This window comes from Extibacter muris, assembly GCF_004345005.1.
GTDB classification, from domain to species: Bacteria; Bacillota; Clostridia; order Lachnospirales; family Lachnospiraceae; genus Extibacter; species Extibacter muris.
In genome coordinates this window covers 258,795-280,594 of record NZ_SMMX01000001.1, presented here as the reverse complement: position 1 = coordinate 280,594, position 21,800 = coordinate 258,795, and the positions used below count along the sequence as shown (strand labels likewise).

At 49.3% G+C, this 21,800-nt stretch carries 20 protein-coding genes; 3 read left to right on the top strand and 17 right to left on the bottom strand.

Translation table 11 applies throughout. The features are described from left to right. Window positions 1-12: 12 nt before the first annotated feature. Complete coding sequence (locus E1963_RS01395) at window positions 13-459, top strand: GatB/YqeY domain-containing protein (protein ID WP_132274272.1); 447 nt, start codon at window positions 13-15, stop codon at window positions 457-459. 11 nt (window positions 460-470) lie between these two features. Beyond that, window positions 471-671 (top strand): hypothetical protein, encoded by a 201-nt coding sequence (locus E1963_RS19385; RefSeq protein ID WP_145964147.1) that lies wholly within the window; start codon window positions 471-473, stop codon window positions 669-671. A 16-nt stretch (window positions 672-687) separates the two neighbouring features. Here the strand turns inward: E1963_RS19385 and E1963_RS01390 are convergent, their stop codons facing one another. Genes E1963_RS01390 through pth form a run of 3 tightly spaced genes read right to left on the bottom strand, consistent with a single transcriptional unit; the run spans window position 688 to window position 5,720 of the window. Continuing rightward, the gene (locus E1963_RS01390) at window positions 688-1,740 is read right to left on the bottom strand and encodes a peptidylprolyl isomerase (RefSeq protein ID WP_132274270.1); all 1,053 of its coding nucleotides are present in this window, start codon (window positions 1,738-1,740) and stop codon (window positions 688-690) included. 51 nt (window positions 1,741-1,791) lie between these two features. After that, window positions 1,792-5,133 (bottom strand): transcription-repair coupling factor, encoded by a 3,342-nt coding sequence (mfd, locus tag E1963_RS01385; RefSeq protein WP_132274268.1) that lies wholly within the window; start codon window positions 5,131-5,133, stop codon window positions 1,792-1,794. A 2-nt stretch (window positions 5,134-5,135) separates the two neighbouring features. Beyond that, the gene (pth, locus tag E1963_RS01380; RefSeq protein ID WP_132274265.1) at window positions 5,136-5,720 is read right to left on the bottom strand and encodes an aminoacyl-tRNA hydrolase; all 585 of its coding nucleotides are present in this window, start codon (window positions 5,718-5,720) and stop codon (window positions 5,136-5,138) included. 138 nt (window positions 5,721-5,858) lie between these two features. Between pth and E1963_RS01375 the strand changes: the two genes are divergently transcribed. Further along, window positions 5,859-6,293: a hypothetical protein gene (locus E1963_RS01375; protein ID WP_132274263.1), complete on the top strand. Its 435-nt coding sequence runs from the start codon at window positions 5,859-5,861 to the stop codon at window positions 6,291-6,293. A 33-nt stretch (window positions 6,294-6,326) separates the two neighbouring features. Here E1963_RS01375 and E1963_RS01370 read toward each other — a convergent pair whose 3' ends face one another. The 14 genes from E1963_RS01370 to E1963_RS01305 form a co-directional block, all read right to left on the bottom strand. Next, a complete protein-coding gene (locus E1963_RS01370) occupies window positions 6,327-6,590 on the bottom strand; it encodes a glyoxalase (protein ID WP_132274260.1) in 264 nt (87 codons plus the stop codon). A gap of 37 nt (window positions 6,591-6,627) precedes the next feature. Further along, on the bottom strand, window positions 6,628-7,275 hold the full coding sequence (locus tag E1963_RS01365) for an HAD family hydrolase (protein ID WP_132274257.1): 648 nt from the start codon (window positions 7,273-7,275) through the stop codon (window positions 6,628-6,630). Between the two features lie 167 nt (window positions 7,276-7,442). Next, window positions 7,443-8,222 carry an RNA polymerase sporulation sigma factor SigG gene (sigG, locus tag E1963_RS01360; RefSeq protein ID WP_132274255.1) on the bottom strand — a complete coding sequence of 260 codons (780 nt, stop codon included), beginning with the start codon at window positions 8,220-8,222 and terminating at the stop codon, window positions 7,443-7,445. Window positions 8,223-8,354: 132 nt separating this feature from the next. After that, window positions 8,355-9,965 carry an MBL fold metallo-hydrolase RNA specificity domain-containing protein gene (locus E1963_RS01355; RefSeq protein WP_132274252.1) on the bottom strand — a complete coding sequence of 537 codons (1,611 nt, stop codon included), beginning with the start codon at window positions 9,963-9,965 and terminating at the stop codon, window positions 8,355-8,357. Between the two features lie 50 nt (window positions 9,966-10,015). After that, window positions 10,016-10,756 carry an RNA polymerase sporulation sigma factor SigE gene (gene sigE, locus E1963_RS01350; RefSeq protein WP_132274250.1) on the bottom strand — a complete coding sequence of 247 codons (741 nt, stop codon included), beginning with the start codon at window positions 10,754-10,756 and terminating at the stop codon, window positions 10,016-10,018. Window positions 10,757-10,768: 12 nt separating this feature from the next. Beyond that, entirely contained in the window at window positions 10,769-11,551 is a 783-nt protein-coding gene (locus E1963_RS01345) for a sigma-E processing peptidase SpoIIGA (RefSeq protein ID WP_132274247.1), read from the bottom strand. Window positions 11,552-11,926: 375 nt separating this feature from the next. Beyond that, window positions 11,927-13,156 (bottom strand): cell division protein FtsZ, encoded by a 1,230-nt coding sequence (gene ftsZ / locus E1963_RS01340; protein WP_049727578.1) that lies wholly within the window; start codon window positions 13,154-13,156, stop codon window positions 11,927-11,929. Between the two features lie 156 nt (window positions 13,157-13,312). After that, complete coding sequence (locus E1963_RS01335) at window positions 13,313-14,089, bottom strand: cell division protein FtsQ/DivIB (protein WP_132274245.1); 777 nt, start codon at window positions 14,087-14,089, stop codon at window positions 13,313-13,315. 35 nt (window positions 14,090-14,124) lie between these two features. Beyond that, window positions 14,125-15,171: an FtsW/RodA/SpoVE family cell cycle protein gene (locus E1963_RS01330; RefSeq protein ID WP_132274521.1), complete on the bottom strand. Its 1,047-nt coding sequence runs from the start codon at window positions 15,169-15,171 to the stop codon at window positions 14,125-14,127. A gap of 50 nt (window positions 15,172-15,221) precedes the next feature. Next, on the bottom strand, window positions 15,222-16,574 hold the full coding sequence (gene murD / locus E1963_RS01325; RefSeq protein WP_132274242.1) for a UDP-N-acetylmuramoyl-L-alanine--D-glutamate ligase: 1,353 nt from the start codon (window positions 16,572-16,574) through the stop codon (window positions 15,222-15,224). 9 nt (window positions 16,575-16,583) lie between these two features. Beyond that, entirely contained in the window at window positions 16,584-17,540 is a 957-nt protein-coding gene (gene mraY, locus E1963_RS01320) for a phospho-N-acetylmuramoyl-pentapeptide-transferase (protein ID WP_132274239.1), read from the bottom strand. A gap of 57 nt (window positions 17,541-17,597) precedes the next feature. Beyond that, window positions 17,598-19,322, bottom strand: a complete 1,725-nt coding sequence (locus E1963_RS01315; protein WP_132274236.1) for a peptidoglycan D,D-transpeptidase FtsI family protein — start codon at window positions 19,320-19,322, stop codon at window positions 17,598-17,600. 70 nt (window positions 19,323-19,392) lie between these two features. After that, window positions 19,393-21,231 carry a peptidoglycan D,D-transpeptidase FtsI family protein gene (locus E1963_RS01310; RefSeq protein WP_132274233.1) on the bottom strand — a complete coding sequence of 613 codons (1,839 nt, stop codon included), beginning with the start codon at window positions 21,229-21,231 and terminating at the stop codon, window positions 19,393-19,395. A gap of 14 nt (window positions 21,232-21,245) precedes the next feature. Beyond that, window positions 21,246-21,782, bottom strand: coding sequence for a hypothetical protein (locus tag E1963_RS01305; protein ID WP_132274230.1), 537 nt, complete (start codon window positions 21,780-21,782; stop codon window positions 21,246-21,248). Window positions 21,783-21,800 lie beyond the last annotated feature (18 nt).

Here is a 21,800-nt window from a genome sequence, read left to right as displayed (position 1 = left end):
GGAGGAAATATCATGAGTAAAATCGAAGACGTAAGAAGTGACATGGTAAGTGCTATGAAAGCAGGCGACAAGGAGACGAAAGAGACATTATCCATGCTGCTGGCAGCCCTTAAGAATAAAGCGATAGACAAACGTTCCGACCTGACGGAAGAGGAAGAGACACAAGTCATCCTGAAGGAAATAAAGCAGACAAAGGAAACACTTGAGATGACCCCTGCGGACCGCACGGAAATCATAGACGAGTGTAACAAACGTCTGGCTGTCCTGGAAGGCTATGCTCCGAAGATGATGGACGAAGCCGCAATCAAGGACATCGTGGAAACTACGCTGAAAGAACTCGGCATCGAATCCCCGACTGCAAAGGATAAAGGAAAAATCATGAAGTCCCTTATGCCAAAAGTAAAAGGCAAAGCAGACGGCAAGCTCGTCAACGATATCGTAGGAAGCTTCTTCCAATAAATGAGAGTTTAGTGAAACAGACCGCGGACAGGGAGCCGGGTGGCATCTGCTCCGATGCGTCCGAGGCTTCGACTAGTCCACGGCCTCCTAACTTTGCGGCAGAGTCGCTGATAGCAGCTCCTCTCCCACAAACCAAGGATTCCGGGACGGATTCTCCGCCTCTCCCGCTTGCACCTGCGCATCTGCCCCATACCTCCCCAGCGGCGTCTTAGTTTACTAAACCCGCATTTACTCCGCCTGGTCGTCTGTCTTGGCCCCGTCGGAATATGGTTCTTCGCTGCTCTGCTTGATGGTTACGCTCAGGTCGTTGAAGTCCACTTTCTTCCAGACTCCTTTGTTCACCTTCACGCCTGCCTTTTTTATCCATTTGTCACACGTATCGTTGTAGAGTTTTGTCTTTCTCTCCTGGACGATGCTTTCCTTTTTGGAATCCGTCGCCTCTCTGTCCAGAAGGCTTGTCACTTTGGCCACATAGCAGCCGCTGTCTGTCTCTATGACGCCGGTCGCTTCTCCTTCTCCGAGCGCGTCCGCCGCCTTTACGAGGTCTCCATCCGGACTTGCGGACTCGCTGTCGAACGTGGCGGTCTGTGCTTCCAGTCCCTGCTCTGTGGCAAGTGCATTGAAATCTTCTGCCGTCTCAGCGCCTTGTGCAAAGCTCTCTGCCTTCTCCTTGGCCTCAGCCTTTTCCTCATCCGACAGGTCGGCAGATTTGCCGGAATCATCGGTTTTCGTATAAGGGAACAGCACGTACTGCATGCTCTTCTGGGCCGCCTCGTCATCCGATACTTCCGTATCCGCATCCGCTTCTATCGCTTCTGACATCTTTTTCTGTATTGCCATGAGCGTCAGTACACGTTTTACCGTCTTCTTGGAACCTGATATCTTCTCTTTGGATTCCAGCGTATTGTCTTCATCAAAGGTTTTGGCGGATTTCTCAATGACAGCTTTCTCTTCCTCAGTAAGAGATACGTCATAATCGCCCATGTGCTCTTCCAGCACGATCATCTTTTCCAGCTCTTCCAGCACAGAGTCTTTGACGAATTCTTCATATGTCTGTCCTTCTGCAGCGTCAGTATTCCACATATCCTCCCCAAGGTAACCGGAATAATACGTCTCATACTGGGCTTGTGTATATCTTGCAAAGAAATTTGCAACATCGGCTGTAATCTCTTTCTCTCCCACGGTCGCCACCACGTCATCCTCGTCGATGGAACCGCAGCCCGTGAGGACGCCCGCCGCGAGCAGACCCGTTATTGCAAATAGTAACACTCTCTTTTTCATGTTTTTATATACCCTCCTTAGTACTGCTAACTTCACCATTATAGCCCGTTTTTAAGTGTCAATCAATCCTTTTATTCCAATTAGCACATTTTTCACAACCTGCAGAATATCCTCATTCTTTTCCTTTTTATTCCGGTTCTTCTTTTCATAGACAAAATATGGCGGCGTATCGGTCTTAAATATGAGCGCCCCTTTGAATGCATCCAGAAGGTCTTGAATCTGTTCCGGACGGACCTTTGCCTTCTCATACATCACAAAGGTATATGTCTCGCCTTTCTGTTCCACAGCCGTCACGTACACGCTGTGGGCCAGCGCTTTCAGACGGGCGACGTTCAGCAGGGTCTCCACCTTCTTCGGTATATCTCCAAAACGGTCGATGAGCTCCTCTACCATATCCTCCATCTCATCCTCCGTCTCCACAGCGGCAATCCGCTTATATATATCCAGCTTCTGATATTCGTTCGGAATATAAGAGTCAGGGATAAATGCATCCACGTTCAGATCCATCGTCGTCGTATAAGTCTCTTCTTCCATCTCACCTTTGAGATGTTTCACCGCCTCATTGAGCATCTTGCAGTACAGGTCATACCCGACCGCCTCCATATGCCCATGCTGCTGTGCCCCGAGCAGGTTGCCGGCACCTCTGATTTCCAGATCGCGCATGGCGATCTTGAACCCGGAGCCAAGGTCGGTGAACTCGCGGATGGCGGCCAGACGCTTTTCCGCAACCTCTTTGAGCATCTTGTCTCTCCGGTACAGAAGGAACGCGTATGCCATCCTGTTGGAACGGCCCACACGGCCCCTCAGCTGATAGAGCTGCGACAGTCCAAGCCGGTCTGCATCGTGGATGATCATCGTATTGACATTCGATATATCAAGCCCTGTCTCGATAATGGTGGTGGATACGAGGACATCAATCTCACCGTTGATGAAGTCATACATGATCTTCTCCAGCTGGTGTTCTTTCATCTGCCCATGTGCAAAAGCGACGCTGACTTCCGGCACGAGCTTCTGTATGCCGGCCGTAACCTCCGCGATATCTTCCACACGGTTATAGACATAGTAGACCTGTCCCTGGCGGGCGCACTCCCTCTCTATCGCTTCGCGCACCATCTCATCGTTATACTCCATCACATACGTCTGTATCGGCATCCTGTCATTGGGCGCTTCTTCCAGTACGCTCATGTCACGTATGCCGATCAGGCTCATATGAAGCGTCCGCGGTATAGGGGTGGCGGTAAGCGTCAGCACATCCACGTTTTCTTTCAGCTTTTTGATCTTCTCCTTGTGCTGTACACCGAACCTCTGCTCCTCATCGATGATGAGGAGACCAAGGTTCTTAAATTCCATATCATTGCTCAGCACGCGATGCGTCCCTATCACGATATCGACGAGACCCCGCTTCGTATCTTCGGCTGTCTTCTTCTGCTGTGACGGCGTACGGAACCGGCACATGAGGTCAATCCGCACCGGAAAGTCACGCATCCGCTGAACAAATGTGTTGTAATGCTGCTGCGCAAGTATCGTCGTCGGCACGAGATATACGACCTGCTTATCCTCCTGCACGGCCTTGAACGCTGCCCTGATCGCTATCTCCGTCTTGCCGTAACCGACATCCCCGCAGATGAGGCGGTCCATGATTCTGCGGCTCTGCATATCCCTCTTTACCGCCTCGATGGCCAGAAGCTGGTCCTCCGTCTCCTCAAAGGGAAACATCTCTTCGAACTCCCGCTGCCAGACCGTGTCTTCTCCGTACACATAGCCTTCCTGCTCCTGCCGGGCCGCGTAGAGCGCGACAAGGTCTCTAGCGATTTCTTTTACCGCCCCCCGGACTTTTTTCTTCGTCTTCGTCCACTCCTGCGTCCCGAGCCGGTTCAGCTTCGGCTTCTTGGCATCCGAGCTTGCATACTTCTGTATCAGGTCCAGCTGAGTGGCCGGAATGTAGAGATTTCCCCCTTTTGCATAGGATATCTTCATGTAATCCTTTGCCACTTTGTCCACTTCTATCTTCTCTATCCCCTGGTAGATTCCAAGGCCATGGTTTTCGTGGACGACATAATCTCCCGGCTTCAGCTCAGAAAAGCTCTGTATCTTACGGCCTTCGTAAGATTTCCTCTTCTTTTTCTTCTTGACCTTGCCGAAGATATCCGTCTCTGCAATCACGGTAAATTTAAGCATGGGGTATTCGTACCCCTCTGCCACGTGTCCGTATGCGGTCATAATCTCGCCGGGATTTACCTCCCGGTCCATCTCATCGCTGTAATAGCTGCTCAGGTTATAATCGCGCAGATCTTCGGCCAGCCGCTTTGCCCTCGTTCTGGAACCGGAAAGTAGCACGACACGGTAGCCGTTTCTCTTCAGGCGTTTCAAGTCCTGCGTCAGCATGTCGAAGCTGCTGTTATAGGGATTAACGCTCTTTGTCATAAGACTGAGGGAAGCACGGACTTCAAATCCTCTGCAGCGCATCTCCAACGCAAAGAAGCCGATGCTGCTGTAGCCGTTCATCCGCTTGACTATCTCATCCGTATGAAAGAGCTGCGCTTCCGCATCGGTCATATCGTAGCCGCTTTCGAGACGGCGTTTCTGGGCTTCAATAAATTCATCCTCGACGCCTTTGCCTTTTTCCAGAAGCCGCACCGGCTCGTCGAGAAATAGAATCGTATGCTCCGGTTCAAAATAATCCAGAAAGGAAACCCTCTTCTCCCCCTCTTCCGGGAATTCGCTGGCCGGATATATGACGACTTCCTCGAGATTCTCTATAGACCGCTGCGTGCCGACATCGAAGGTACGAATCGAATCCACCTCATCTCCCCAGAGTTCTATTCTGATAGGAAGTTCCTCTGTCAGCGGATATACGTCCAGAATCCCTCCACGGACGGCGAACTGCCCCGGGCCTTCTATCTGTATCTCCCTGTCATAGCCCAGTCTGGCAAGCTCTCTTTGCATCTTGGCAAGGTCGACCGCGCTGTCGCTTTTCACCGTTATCGTACGTCTCTCGATCTCAGCCTTCGGAAGCAGAGCATCCATGAACCCGTCGAAGCTCGTGACAACGGTTATGTCCTGCCCCGCGATGACGGACTGGATGACTTCCATCCTCTGCTGCACCAGTTCCCTGCTCCTTAGATCTGCCTGATAGAACAAAAGGTCCTTTGCAGGGTACAGGTATGTATTCGGATCCAGGAAGCGATATTCTTCATAGATCTGTTTCGCTTTTGACTCACTGGAACAGGCGATGACTTTATAGTGACAGCCATCGCTCAGCGCATACATCATATGGGTTTTCTGTGAATTGACGCAGCCGGATATCTGTATCATCCCAGGCCTGCTCTTCTTCCTCTTCTGAAGCTCTTCAAATTCCGCCAATTCTTCTAACGGCCTTATTAAGGCTTGCATATTTAGCCCTCCTTAGGCTTTACTTTTCGGTTATACTCATTCATAGCGCCGTCTATATCGCCGGCCGCTATCATCTCCACGGCCTCAGCCGCATGTCCATAGCCTTCCTCCATCATCTCCCGCTCTTCTTTAGAAAAATGGCCAAGCACATAATCGGCCAGGTCATACCGTTTTGGTTTCTCGCCGACTCCTACTTTTATACGCGGAAATATGTCTGTCCCAAGGCACGAGATGATGCTCTTTATCCCGTTGTGCCCCCCTGCGCTGCCTTTCTTGCGTATGCGCAGCTGCCCGGCGCCGAGGCTTACATCGTCATAGATGACGAGAAGCTCCGTCTCCTGATCTACTTTATAATAGTCCACGAGCGCCCTGATGCTCTCTCCGCTTAAGTTCATATACGTCTGCGGCTTTGCGAGCAGCACTTTCTGTCCGGCAATGACGCCTTTTCCGACATACGCCCTGTTCTTCCGGTAATCTACGGAAATATTATATTTGTCTGCAATCGTATCTATGACATCAAATCCCACGTTATGCCTGGTACCTTCGTACTGTAATGTAGGATTGCCAAGTCCTGCGATAATAAACATTTTCTCTCACCTCATTTTCTCCCTATTACATTCTACAAGAGGGCAATCATTTTGTCACGCAAAAGCCACGAATAATTTTTGGATAAATCTCATACATTATAGAAAGTGAAAATACGATACACGACACAGGAGGGCTTTATGAGTTCTAAAACAAAAATAGTTGTATTGCATATGAAAGAGATTATATACACGGCGGTATTTGCCGTGTTGGCAATAGTATTGATCCTTTTACTGGTATTTATGTTCCTTCCCAAGAGCAAAGGCGCCGGTGCGGATGAAGAAAAATATGTCCCGGGAGTCTATACATCCACCGTGACGCTGAACAACACAGCGCTGGAAGTGGAAGTATCGGTAGATGAATCCCACATCAATTCCGTGCGGTTCTCTAACCTGGACGAAACAGTAACTACCATGTTCCCGCTTATCCAGCCTGCAATCGAAGACATTGCAGAACAGGTATATGACAAACAGTCGCTTGACGACATCAAGTATTCCGAAGACAATCCATATACCTCTCAACTTATCGTCAATGCCATCGACGAAGCATTGAAAAAAGCCGCAGTTACCAAATAGCTGCGGCTTTTCTAATGTACTGCGCTGCCCGGGCTACCCTTCCACGATCAGGAATCTGCCGTTAGGCAGAGGGAACACTTCGGAAGCCTCTTCCAGCTCTTCCTCCGACATTCCTTCTATGTCCAGGCCTTCTTCCTCAAAGAACTCCCTCACTTCACCGATTCCATCCACAACGACGGCCATGCAGTCTTCCAGGAATGCTTCTGCCTCTTCGAGTGTTATGGCGACCGGCTCGTCGAACAGCTGCGACTGTTTCTCCAAAAACGTTCTCAGACAATCTTCATCATACTCATACATCCTTGATATCCTCCCTTAAAGTGACGTTACGATCTTCTTATACATACTGCAGTAATTCTTCCGGCATATCTATGATATGCTCCGCCCCTGCATCTGCCAGGATTTCTCTTGAACGGAACCCCCATGCTGCTCCGATACATGTTATCCCCGCATTGCATGCAGTCTGCACATCCACTTCAGAATCGCCTATATACAGGCAGTCTTCTTTCTCCGTATGCAGCCTTTCGAGCACCTTGTACACTCCCTCCGGATCCGGCTTCCTCTTTAAGCCTTCCATCTGCCCCTGCACACAGTCGAAGATATCGTCCCCGAATATCTCCCGCACTACTTTCACGGTCTGTACATGCGGCTTATTGGAAAGGACCGCCAGCTTCAGGCCCACTGCCCTGAGTCTGGTTATCATCTGAGGTATTCCATCGTATGGTGTTACATGATATGTACAGTTTGCATCAAATATACGTCCGTATATCTCCATACCTTCATCAATTCTGCTGCCCGTCTTGTCCCCGGCAGCCTCAAGCGCACATTCCATCAGCCGTCTGGCCCCGTTACCGACAAATCGTCTGCACTCGTCTGTCGTTATCTCCTCAAGTCCCATCTCGAGCAAGGTCGCTTTTACCGAATATGCCAAGGATTCCAATGTATCCGTCAGTGTCCCGTCCAAATCAAATATGCAAGCTTCCATACATACATCCTCCTATGTACCTAATAATAGTATGAACGTGTATAAATTTCAAGCTGGAATTTGTTGATTTGACGGCCTGGCAGAGCAAAGCGCGGCAGATAAGGATCCTCTCCGACCCTGTCTGCCGCGCCGCTACACGTGCCTTACATTCATCCTGGAACTTCCGTCTAATCCTCCAGATACTGCTTCATGACACGCAGGGCATTCTTCTCCAGCCTGCTTACCTGTGCCTGGGAGATGTTGATTTCTTCCGCCACTTCCATCTGTGTCTTGCCCTCAAAGAAACGGAGCTTAATGATATATCGCTCACGCTCCCCGAGATGTTCCATTGCTGCCTCCAGCGACAAATCCTCCACCCATTTCTCTTCCTTGTTCTTCGTGTCGCTTATCTGGTCCATCACATACAGGGCGTCTCCGCCGTCATTGTACACCGGTTCCTGCAGGCTCATCGGCACCTGTATCGCATCGAGCGCAAATACGATATCTTCTTTGGAGATTCCTATCTCCTCAGCTATCTCCTGCACCGTAGGTTCTTTCAAGTGTCTTTTTACATAATTTTCTTTCGCGTATATCGCTTTGTAAGCAGTATCGCGAAGCGACCGGCTGACGCGTATGGAATTGTTGTCCCTCATATAGCGCCGGATCTCACCGATAATCATTGGCACCGCATAAGTCGAAAATTTGACATCAAGCTCAGTATTAAAGTTATTGATCGCTTTAATCAGGCCGATGCAGCCTATCTGAAAGAGGTCGTCAGGATTCTCATTGCTGCCGCCGAAACGCTTGATGACGCTCAGGACGAGCCTCAGATTTCCCTTGATATATTCTTCTTTCGCTTCCTGGTCGCCTGCTTTTATACGCGCAAACAAAGCTTCCTTCTCCTCTTCTTTCAGGATGGGAAGCTTCGCCGTATTTACACCACATATTTCAACTTTTCCCTGAGCCATAATAAGAATCCTCCTTACTGAACATTACATTTTGTCAAATAAATTAAGTACAATAAGATTTTTCTCATTATGGATTTGGATTATACGAACGTTTCAAAAATATAAAAATTATTGGGGCTTGACATCACTTTTCTAATCTCTGTCCCACCTCTCCGCCAGATTCTGTATCTGCGTCTCGAACTTGGCCAGTTCCTTATTTGCCAGGCCTTCATTCTTATATACGACCTCAAGCAGACGTTTTGCGGCCGCGACGAGCCTGTTGAACGCTGCTTCCGCCCTTGACCTGGCCGGCTTCTCCACCGCTTTTTTCGGTTCCCTCACCCCGATGGTAAGCACTTCTCCCGTTGCCAGGTCCACGCAGCCTCCCGAATACGGAGCCAGTGCAGGACATCCGAACGTATCGGTAATCGTCCGGGCAAATTCATCCGTAACCTGGTCCTCACCGTGTACGACAAATACATGGGACGGCACGGTCTCAAACCCTTTCAGCCAAGCCAGCAGGCCGTTCATATCCGCATGGCCGCTGATTCCTTTGAGCACCTCGATCCTTGCATTGACTTCCACCGGCTCGCCGAACAGCTTCACGCTCTCTGCGCCTTCTATGAGCTTCCTGCCGAGCGTTCCCACCGCCTGATAGCCGACGAAGCATATGGTACATTCCTTCCTCCAGAGGTTGTGCTTCAGATGATGCCGTATCCTGCCGGCCTCGCACATCCCGGAAGCGGATAAGATGACTTTCGGCCTGTCGTCAAAGTTAATCATCTTCGACTCGTCGCTCGTGATTGTCGTCTTAAGCCCCCTGAACAAGAGCGGGTTCACCCCCTTATTCACAAGTGCCATCGCCTCTTCATCGAAGCAGGACCATACGTTCTTGTTGAACACATTCGTAGCTTCGATAGCAAGAGGGCTGTCAACGTATACTTCAAAATCAGGAAATTCCGGCAGCAGCTTCTGCTCCTTAATCTCCCGGATAAAATAAAGCAGCTCCTGAGTCCGTCCTACGGCAAACGAGGGCACCACGAGATTGCCGCCTTTTTCAAAGGTTTCACGCAGGATCCTTGTAAATTCGCCCACATAATCCGGCGTCTCATCACCGTGCGTCCGGTTGCCGTATGTAGACTCTATCACGACATAATCCGCCTCTTTTACCTTTTGGGGATCCTTGATTATCGGCTGGTTCAGATTGCCGATATCGCCGGAGAACACCACCTTCTTATGCACGCCGTCTTCCGTAATCCACACTTCGACAGCCGCAGATCCGAGCAGATGCCCTACGTCCGTGAAGCGCACATCGATTCCCTCGCAGAGCGTAATCCTCTGGTTATAGTCACAGGGGGAAAGCAGCTTGACAGCCGCCTCCGCATGCTCCATCGTATAGAGCGGCTCATACGGTTCGGCTCCGCTGCGCTTCGCTTTCCTGTTGCGCCATTCCGCCTCAAACACCTGTATGTGCGCGGAATCACGCAGCATGATGTTGCACAGGTCGGCAGTTGCAAAGGTTGAAATTATGTCGCCCTTGAACCCCTGCTTGCAGAGCATCGGAATCTTTCCGGAATGGTCGATATGTGCATGGGTGAGCAGGACATAATCGATGTCTCCGGAAGTTACCGGTATATCCTGATTTTCATACAGGTATGGTCCCTGCTCCATGCCACAGTCGACGAGAATATTTTTTCCACAGGCTTCAATCAGGTGACAGCTTCCCGTAACTTCATGGTCGGCCCCAATAAAAGTAAGCTTCATATGCACAACCCCTTTTTTTCTTTTATTGTATCACCTTTTTATGGACGTGGCTATGAATACTTTACCATTTCCCTCCGGAGCCTCTGCATGATTTTTTTCTCCAGCCTGGATATGTAGGACTGTGATATGCCGAGCATATCCGCCACCTCTTTCTGCGTCTTCTCTTCCCCGTCAGGAGTCCCAAGGCCGAAGCGCATCTGTATTATCGTCCGCTCCCTTCCGGAGAGCCTGCTGATCGCTTTCAGCAGAAGCTTCTGTTCCACCTCGTTTTCCAGGTCCTTATATATCGTATCTTCTTCTGTTCCCAGGATGTCTGAGAGAAGAAGTTCATTTCCATCCCAATCTACATTCAACGGTTCATCTATGGACACTTCCATCTTCGTCTTGTTATTCCTTCTCAGATACATCAGTATCTCATTCTCAATGCAACGTGACGCGTAAGTCGCAAGCTTTATATTCTTATCAGGGTTAAATGTATTGATTGCTTTTATCAGTCCTATCGTGCCGATCGAAATCAGATCTTCCACACCGACTCCTGTGTTATCGAACTTCTTGGCTATGTACACTACCAGGCGGAGGTTGTGTTCAATGAGCACTTTTTTGGCCTGTTCGTCATATTCGGAACCGAGGTCACCTATCACGGCACTCTCTTCCTCCGCCTCAAGTGGCGCGGGAAGTATCTCAGAGCCCCCAATATAGTGTATATCCTTTTTATCCGGAAAAAGCAGTGTCCGAAAGTCTGGAATTACTTTTAGTTTGAATTGATGCGGTACTGCTACTTTGATAACCATAATCTGTTCCTCCTATAATATATCAGGATTTAATATCATCCTGTATGCTCCATCTGATGCCACATGGCCGTCGCAGATACCGATGAGCGGACGCTCGATCCACTTCTCGTTCTTCTGGCACACGCACATCTTATCCAGCGTAATGACCGGCATGACCCCTGACTCTTTCCCGACGGAATGGTACGGTATGTACCGGATGCCGTCCGGCAGGGCAGCTTCTGTCAGTGCCTTCACGACGCTTTCATCCACGATACTGACCGGTTTGCCTGTCACGGCGTCTTTCAGGCTGTTGCCGGTGTCTATCACCGCTTCCACCCTGCACATCTTTTCATCCTTGTACAGGACCGCTTCACATCTGTATTCTTTCAGTCTTGAAAGGTAAGACAGAAAGTTCCAGATACCAAGCACTGCATAATAGCTCACAACCGCAAGGGCAAAGAACAGGCTTCCAATCTTCATATACTGCCGGAGATATTCAAATACGCCTCCGACGAGGATTCCGCTGATATAGAGCACGACATAAGCTTTCACGAATGTCCTGTCCCAGCTGATTTTCAATCCTGCCTTAAGCATTACAATATTGACAAGACCGTGGAACAGTATGAATTTTATAAACGCATATGGTATGGGAACTATCACGACAGCACAGGTGAGCAATGCTCCGGCAGCCGCACCCAGGCAGATTCTTCCATGCGTGGCAGAACATTTCAGGATTCTGCGGGTAATCTGCAGGAGTATGAAGTCCATCATGAAGTTCACCAGAAAAAATACGTCTATGTATAACTCATAATACACATTCCACCTCTTTCTCTTTTGATACTAAATCGATTTGGTACTCAAGCAAGATTTATTATACGAGGAAGGTCCAAAAGATTTTGTCAGATGATGGAATCCATTCTTATTTTCTTTCGACAGCTGTTCCAAACCACAACATATAGATTTTTGGGGACTGTTTTTTTCGGATTTGTGTTTTGACAAAGCACAATACTTTGTGTCTGTTTTTTGCGTAAAAGCGAGAATTTTATGGGAGAAATATGGGGATTAAGAGCGAATAGGGATAAGAATTGTGATATATTGTCGAATAAAAGAAAGAACAATGTTGCTTTTATAACGAAAAAGGAGAACTTCGTATGTGAAGTCCTCCTTGTATTCCTACTATTGATCTGCTCTCTATCGTTTAAAGAAATCAGGTATCTTGATGGATTGCTCTTTTACCTTGCTCGTCGGCGTTCTAGGCGTATCCAGAGAAGGTGTCGTCCCTCCTGCGGGCTTTCTGGGCGCGGCCGTCGTGCCGCCGCCTCTGGTCGGAGCCATGCCAAGATCCAGCTTCTGGGATGACGGCTTCGCCGCTGTGGCAGCCGCAGGCCTCTCATATGCCTGTGCCCCCTGCTGCGGTACTGCTCCCCTCTGGGTCTCCAGTCTTGCCTTCAGCTTTGAAGCGCTGCCGCCTACGTTATGTAGACCTGTAGCTATGACTGTAATGGTAGCTTCGTCTGCCCTGGAATCGTCATACATGGCACCGAAGATAATATTTGCATCTTCCCCTGCCAGATCCTGCACATACTCTGCCGCGTCAGAAGCATCCATAAGCGTAATATCACCGGACACGTTGATGATGACATGAGACGCGCCTGCAATCGTCGTCTCAAGCAGCGGACTGGCAACAGCCTGCTTAACTGCCTCGAGCGCTTTGTCGTCGCCGCGGCCCTGTCCGATACCGATATGGGCGATACCCTTGTCCGTCATGACTGTCTGTACATCGGCAAAGTCAAGGTTGATAAGTGAAGGTACGTTGATAAGGTCGGTAATACCCTGAATACCCTGCTGTAATACTTCATCTGCTTTTTTGAGCGCCTCAGGCATGGTCGTGCGTCTGTCCACAACCTCCAGCAGCTTGTCATTCGGGATAACGATCAGCGTATCTACGCTTTCCTTTAACTTCTCGATTCCGGAAAGTGCATTGTTCATCCGTGTCTTTGACTCGAAACGGAACGGCTTAGTGACAACACCGACAGTCAGAGCTCCCTGCTCCTTCGCTATACGCGCGACGACCGGCGTGGCACCCGTACCGGTACCGCCTCCCATGCCACACGTTACAAAAACCATGTCAGCGCCCTTAAGCGCTGCCGATATCTCTTCCGAACTTTCCTCTGCCGCCTTCTCACCTACTTCCGGCTTGGCTCCCGCACCGAGCCCTTTCGTGATCTTGTCCCCTATCTGCATAAGCGTAGGTGCCTTACATAACTGGAGCGCCTGTTTATCTGTATTAATAGCAATAAATTCAACACCGGCAATCTGTTCGTCAATCATTCGGTTTACCGCGTTATTACCGCCTCCGCCGACTCCAACAACAATAATCTTTGCCGCTGCTTCTGATTCATTCGTCTTAATTTCTAGCAAGGGTTTTTCCTCCTTTATCCTATCCTTATTATATATTATACATCCCACAGCGCAAAACGCAAAAACGCATTTTGCTATATATAGTATATAATATAAGCTTTTGTATAAAATATCAATAGAATTTTATCTTAATTTATTGATTTTTACGCATTTTTCTTAATTTTCTTCCTGTATTTCTTCCGCATTGAATGTGATAGTAGTATTTCCCTCTGAATAATTTTCCAGGTGGAGTGTTCCTTCTTTCCCCTCCAGCTTCTCCATAATCGGCGGAATCTGTGCTATCTGTTCCGAAGAGACACTGTTTCCGAGCGAAATCCGTATCTTTCCTTTGTAGAGATATATCTTATCGTCCTGGCATACGATCTTGTCCGGGGACAGCTTGTATTTTTTCACCTGCTGGGACGTTACGAGCATCTCTTCAAAGATACTTTTATCCTTGCTCTCAATCATGCCGTACAGGCTGATATCACCGGTATCTATCCCTTCGATGCAGGGAAGGCCCTCGATAAAATCCGGGCCTTTATATACGATCATTCCTTCTTTGTCAAAATATGCGTATTCATTTCCCCCGTGTATATAACCTACGATAGGCTTTTCCTTCACTGTCACCTTCACGATCCACGGCGCTTTCATGCCGACTTTCATATCATCCAGGCACGGAAGCTGTTCTCCGCGGCCAAGCGCGTATTTGCCGAGTATGTACAATGTATTGATTGAAAACCTGTCATTCTGGACCGTATCGATGATTTCCCTATCTTTACAGTATTCGTTCCCCTCGACTTCTATCTTTTGTACATAGAAAAGGATCAGGACTGCGAGCACGATTATGGCGATGCCCATGGCCAGGACCATAAGCGCATAGACTTTATGGCTTTTTTTCTTCTTTTTCCTCGGCCTCGCCGCCTCTTCCTCCTGATACTCATTTTTTCCCATCGTATACTCCTCCTAAGCTTTCTCCTTACCCTCTCTCATTCTATCAGAGATGACACGCTGAGCACAAGCCCCATTTCCAATAGCAGAAATACGACCGAGGTGCCCCCATAGCTGATGAACGGAAGGGTGATTCCCGTGTTCGGAATCGTGTTCGTCACGACCGCAATATTCAGGATGACCTGTATCATCATATGTCCCATGGCTCCGGCCGCTATCAGCGCCCCGAACAGATCCTTCGCATGTGTGGCAATGACGAAAAAGCGCCATATAAGTATGAGGAACAAGATCAGGATGAATCCTGCGCCAAACAGCCCCAGCTCTTCACAGACGATAGAGAATATCATATCATTCTGGGCCTCCGGAACAAATCCCAGCTTCTGCACGCTCTCGCCGAGCCCTCTGCCGAACAGCCCGCCCGAGCCGATTGCATACAGGCCCTGCAGCGTCTGGTATCCTTTTTCAAACGCCTCTGGATTGCGCCAGATCGCGAGCCTCTCCAGACGGTAGCTCTCAAGTGCCAGGAAGATGGTCATAAAGCCGGCTCCGAGCGCTCCCATCAATATAAACTGGCTGTATTTCGGACTTGCCACAAATACGAGAATAACGCCTATCCCGAGAATGATAATAGCCGTACTTAAGTTGCTGGCGCCTACGAGGCCGACGATCGGGAGTATGAGGACCATCACCTTTACCATCGTCCTCATCTTTCCCATGCTCTTGACATTCTTCGTTATGATATGTGCGAGGAACAGTATGACGGCCACCTTGGCAAATTCTGACGGCTGAAAAGAAAAAGGCCCCAAAGATAACCATCTTTTGGACCCGTTATACTCATCACCGACAAATATTACCGCAACAGACAGCAGAAGCGCCGTGATATATCCGAGCACGGCCACATGTTTCCACACATGATAATCCATATTGGCAACAAAAAACATTCCGGCAATCCCAAGCACTGTCGCAAACGCCTGTTTCTTCAGATAATAAAACGAATCATGAAATTTCACTTCTCCGTTATATGCGCTGGTGCTGTATAATATCACCAGGCCGATAAGAACGAGCAGCAGCAGGGCTGCCAGCATCGTATAATCATACTTTTTCTTTTTGGACCGTGTCAAGCGATATGCACTCCTTATAAGGAATTTACAATTTCTTTAAACTTATCTCCACGTGTCTCATAATTGGGGAACATATCCCAGCTGGCGCAGGCCGGTGACAGAAGCACCGCTTCTCCGGGCCCCGCGAGCTCTGCTGACATAAGCACCGCCTCTTCAAATGTATCTGCGAACGTATAATCATGAAAGCCGCAGCTTTCTGCGTCTTCTGCTATCTTTTCTTTCGTGGCGCCCAGAAGGATCAGCTTCCTGACCTTCCCTCCAAAGCTCTCTATCCATTCCGTGTAAGAAGAATCTTTGTCATATCCGCCGCCGATAAGTATGGTAGGACGGTTCATGGCTTGTATTCCCTTGATTGCCGCGTCCGGATTCGTCCCTTTGGAATCGTTGTAGTAAGCGACTCCGTCCTTCTCCGTCACGAACTCTATCCTGTGCTCCACTCCTTTGAACGCCTTGACGCTCTCCCGGATTCTGTCCATCGGGACGCCGTATACGGCAGCCATAGCGGCAGCAGCCATAACATTTTCATAGTTGTGGGTACCGAGAAGCTGCAGCTCCTCCACATGGCAGATGCGGATCTCCTCCGGATTCTTATAGACTATCATTCCGTCATCAAGATAGATGCCTCTTTCTAGTTTACGCCGGCTGCTGAAATATAGAACCTGTGCCCTGACATTCTTTCCGAATTCCCGTGTCACTGCATCTTCATAGTTGAGGATGCACCAGTCATCCTCCGTCTGGTTCCTGGCTATATTTTTCTTCGCTTCAATGTATGCTTCCATCGTATGATGGCGGTTCAGGTGATCCGGCGATATATTGAGCAGAGCGCTGACAGCAGGCCGGAAGCTGACGGTGCTCTCCAACTGGAAGCTGCTCATCTCTGCCACGGCCACGGCATTGTCCGACATCTCTCCCGCCGCGACGGTATATGGATTGCCGATATTGCCTACGACATACACTTCTTCTTTATCATTCTTCATAATCTCGCCGAGCAGCGACGTCGTCGTCGTCTTACCGTTCGTTCCCGTGATGGCAAGCACGTCGCCTCTTCCGAATGCATAGGCAAGCTCCACTTCTCCGATTATCCCTATCCCTTTCGCACGCATCTGTTCCACTACAGGAAGATCCGTCGGCACGCCCGGACTCAGTATGACAAGGTCAAGCGTATCCAGCAATTTTTCCGGAAAGCTTCCCAGTATGATCTGCACATCGCCGCTGCAGCAGATGCGGCCCGCAATCTCTTCCCGGTCAAGCTTTTCATTCCCGTCATACAGGATGACTTCTGCACCGTGTTCTGACAGTAGCCCCACAGCGCCTGTTCCGCTGAGTCCGGAACCGAATACGAGCACCTTCTTATTCGTAACTTCCATAATTTCCTCCTACATAGCCATCAGCGCAACAAGACAGAGCAGCGCTGTAATGATAGAAAATACTGCAACGACCTTCGTCTCCGACCATCCGCACAGTTCAAAATGGTGATGTATCGGGGCCATCTTGAAGATACGCCTTCCCCCCGTCTTTTTGAAATAAGTCACCTGTATCATGACGGATAATATCTCTACCATGTATATAAATGCAACGATGATGAGAAAGATCGGCATCTGCAGCATATACGCCGTTGACGCCACAAACCCGCCAAGCGCAAGCGACCCCGTATCACCCATGAACACGCTGGCCGGATAGACATTAAAGAGCAGGAAGCCGAGAAGCGCGCCTACGACAGCACACGTTATCGGCTCTATGCCGCTCTTCGTGCCGATTGCGACCACAGTAAAGAACGTGGCTATCAGGACGGTTACGCTGGATGCCAGGCCGTCCAGCCCATCTGTAAAGTTGGCACCGTTGACCGTTCCGAGCACGGCCACGAACATGAGTGGTATCGCAAGCCAGCCGATGTCAAGGTAATGTCCGCCTGAAAATGGTATGAGCATCGTGAGCGGTATATTTGTAAAACGCACGAGGTAAAACGCCAGGACAGCCGTCACCAGTATCTGCAGCGCAAATTTCTGCTTTGGGTACAGGCCGTCGGAACGCTTCATCACGACCTTCAGATAATCATCCAGGAAACCGATGAGTCCAAATCCCAGGGTTACGAACAATATGGGTATGATCTTCGGGTAGTTCTTCAGATAGAACACCGAAGTAACTACGACACTCACCAGTATGATGACTCCGCCCATCGTCGGCGTGCCTGCTTTCTTCAGATGAGACTTCACCCCGTCTTCCCGTTCCGTCTGCCCCATCTTAAGCCTTCTTAAAATCGGAATAATCACCGGCCCCATCACTACGCTAAGCGCGAACGCAATCAATACCGGGAGAAAAACTCTATAATCCATAATCCACCTCTTCGCTTCTTTTGTTAATCACTAACCTTACATAGTATACTTCATTTTTTACTCTTTTTCAATGCCAAGATAGGGCAATATATTTTCAAAAATGGCCCGGATGACAGGAGCCGCTATCGTACCGCCATAATATACGCCCTGAGGATTGTATATGACACACATCCCGAGAACCTGCGGGTCATCTGCCGGCGCAAAACCGATAAAGGATGAAATATATTTGTTGGCGCTTCTCGGCAGCGTCTGGGAGGTGGCCGTCTTACCACCGATGTGATACCCCTCAACGTAGGCATTCTTACCAGAACCTTCGGAGACAACGCTCTCCAGCAGCATCTGCATCGTCTCGGAAGTCTCTTTTGATACGATATTCTTTTCTTTCTTATACTTGAACGTCTCTACTTCCTCGCCCTTCGAGTCCATTACTTTGACTCCGAAGTGCGGCGTAACTCTCGTCCCCCCGTTGACAAGGGAGCTGACGGTCGTAGCCATCTGCATCGGCGTTATCTGGAACGACTGTCCGAACGCCATCGTAGCCAGCTCCACCATGCCTACGTTGCTTTTCTTGTGCATGATGGTCCCGGCTTCCCCCGGCAGGTCTACCCCGGTCATGCCCATGAGCCCGAACTGGTTGAAATATTCATAGAACTTATCAACGCCAAGCCTCAGCCCGATGTCGATAAATACAGGGTTGCAGGAATTCTGTATGCCCTGCACGAAAGTCTCCGACCCGTGCCCCCCGACTTTATGGCACCGTATCTTCCTGTCTTCCACTACCCGGTAGCCGGGACAGCTGAAATTGTCGTCCAGGGATACGACGCCTTCCTCCAGGCAGGCAGAAGCTGTTATGATCTTGAATGTGGAACCTGGTTCGTATGTGTCATTGATACAGCCGTTACGCCACATCTGGTTCAGCGCGTCCTGCTTTTCTTCCGGCGACATCGCGCCTGTATCTTCCTCCGTATTGAGCGTAAACGGATCATTCAGGTTGAATTCCGGCACGTTCACCATGGCGATGATCTCACCGTTCTGCGGGTTCATCAGGAGAATCGACACTTTGTCTGCCTGTTTTTCTTCCATGACCTTCTCCGCCATCTGCTGTGCATACATCTGTATATTATAGTCCAGGCTCACCTGGAGCGTGTTTCCGGCAACCGGTTCCATCCGGTCCTCCGCCACGCCTTCCAGTTCGACGCCTCTGGCATCTGTCGTCGTGAGTATCTTACCGTTGATGCCTTTCAGATATTCTTCATATTTCACTTCCAATCCGATGATTCCCTGGTTATCCCCTCCTGTGAACCCGAGCACTTTGGATGCCAGTTCATCATATGGATAATAGCGCTTAAAATCTTCATCTACTTTGACGCCTTCCAGTTCCAGCTCCCGTATCCGATCTCCCGTAGCCTTATCTACGTTTGTCTTGATACGTTCCATGGAAGAGACCTTTTCTACCTTCTTGCGCACCGTATCCTCGTCCATTTCAAGCTCAGCGCAAAGTGCCTTTATCACGCCTTCCGGGTCCTTCATCTGGCTGTGTATGACCGATATGGTACACACGGTCTTGTTCGTCGCAAGCACCGTTCCGCCTGCATCGACAATCTCTCCTCTGGCCGCTTTGATATCCCTCTCGCGCTCGTGGAGCGATTCGGCTTTCTTCTGGTAATATTCGGCATCAAATACCATGAGATACACCAGCCTTCCCACGAGCCCCAGTATGATGGCTGCGGCACAGATAAATACTACAAAGATCTTCTTTTTATTATAGGTCTTATTCTTCACAAAAAAACCTCACAGAAGCCGTTTTTATAACTTATTAACACTTCTGTGAGGTTATTCTACCTAATTTCTTCTATTCTGCTTCCGGTGCGGCCTTTGTGACGCCGAGATAAGGGAATATCTCTGCCATTATCTTGGATGCCATCTCGGTCGCGTAAGAGCTGCTTGCCTGTGCTGCCACATTTGGTTCGTCAATCACGACATATACGACCACTTCCGGATTGTCCTGCGGCGCATATCCGATAAAGGATACGAGATATTTGCCGTTTCCACGGGGCTGCTTTTCCGCGGTTCCGGTCTTGCCGCCTATGTCATAGCCTTCTACCGCTGCCGAACTGCCGGTCCCTTCCTGCACGACGCCGAGCATATAGTCTTTGATGATCTCGCTCGTCTCTTTTGAAACAGTCCGCTTTACGAGCACCGGATCCTTGTGCTCCGTGACATTCCCGTTTTCATCCTGAATCTGCTTCACCACATGGGGCTTATAATAATCCCCCCCGTTGATGAGCGAACCGAATGCGGATGCCATCTGTGTCATGGTTACGTTGAAGTTCTGGCCGAATGCATTAGTAGCAAGGCTGGCCGGGTCCATATTATCCGGCTCATACAGCAGTCCTGCCTCTTCCCCCGGCAAGTCTACGCCTGTGGACGAGCCGAATCCGAACAGCTCCTGATATTTGCAGAACTCGTCATTACCGAGCGCGGCGCCTATCTGCATCAATGCCACGTTACATGAATTTTCAAGCGACTGCTTCAGCGACTGCGTCCCGTGCCCGTCACGGTTGCTGCAGTGTATGTCGTGGTCTCCCACATGAAGCATCCCGCCGCACGTATAGCTTTCGTTACCGGTCAGTACGCCGGTCTCCAGGCCGGCAGATATGGTGAACGGCTTATAGGTGGAACCCGGTTCATACGTGTCGCTTACGCAGAAGTTGTTCCACAGTGCATTCAGCTTCTCAAGCTTCTCTTCATCATCCATTCCCTCTATGGCTTCCTCGGAATAGTATCTTGTCAGGTCTCTTGGGTTGTTGAGGTCAAAGTTCGGATAAGATGCTTCTGCGATTATCTCTCCGTTCTGCGGGTTCATGACGATAACTGCCGTGTTCTTGCTGCCCTCTCCCTCAGAAGCTTCGTTCTTATGCTTTTCGTTGAATTCCAGTATATGCTTTTCAACGATGCTCTGCACCTGGAGGTCTATGGTAGATATGATGGTGCTCCCGTTCACCGCCTCTTTTACCGTGCGCTCCACGCTGGATTCCTTGTCAAAATATCCATATTCCCTGCCGTCGGTCCCATTCAGGACCGAATTGTATGACGCCTCTATCCCATTGCTTCCCACATTGCCGTCCACGGTAAATCCGACGACATCGCTGGCAAGCGTATTGTATGGATACTTTCTGACATAGTCCTCTTCCAGCCATATGCCTTTTACATCCGGATATTTCTTGTCATCTGCGTCTATCTTTTCAAATTCCTTGGCCTTTTCGTAATCAATTCCTTTTTTCAGCATGTTATATCTGCTCCCCGGGTTGTCTTTTATCAGTTTCCTGACATCCTCTTCCTTTATATCGAAGCAGTCTTTCAGCACTTCTATCGTCGGTTCGATATAGTCCTTGTCGCTTGTCATCACCTTGGCATCCAGGATGACATTGTATACTCGTTCGCTCGTGGCTATCTTCGTCCCGTTCCGGTCCACGATATCGCCCCGCTTGAACGGTATCGTACGGCTGTCGTACTGCTGCTGATCCAGTACCACCTTCGTATACCTGTCCCCGCTGGCCGCATTGATATATGTAATTCTCCCTACTAATACACCAAAAGCTAGTACAATTGCTACGAAGAGCATTACTAGCTTTTTCTGCATCAGTTTGGAAAACTTCCTTTTAAATACATTTCTTGTCTGTTTTCCCATAATTCCACCTGTTATTATTTTTTGTCTGATTGGGCGAGTATACCGTCTTCCGGTATATCCTCATATTGTTTCACGTAATCTGACGCGGGATTGTCATACTCTACGATCTGGTCTGAATTGGCATATACCATTCCCAGTTCATTTTGCGCCTTGTCCCGAATCTCGTCCAGATTGACAGAATCCATTACAGCATTATACCTTGTATTATTTTCTTCCTTCATATCCGCCAGCTCTTCCTGCATCGCAGAGATTGCTTTTGAGCGGTTTGTAAGCCTGGACTGCAGCTGGACATAATTTACACATACTACGAGTGCAAGTATGGCCGCCGCTGCCAGAAAAATAACATATCCGGGGCTCATGTGCAGCGCTTTCCTGCGGTTCTTGCGCACCTGCCTGCTTGTCTTCCTCGGCCTTTCGAGTTCTTTTGTACGCCGTTCCGGCTCATATGCCGGTTTTGTCACTACATTGCCGTAGACATACATCTGACTGCGTATTCTGTTTGATATTCCATAGGTTGTCCTGCTTCTGGATGATGTATATCCTGCTGCCATGTTTTTCCCCTTTCTAAA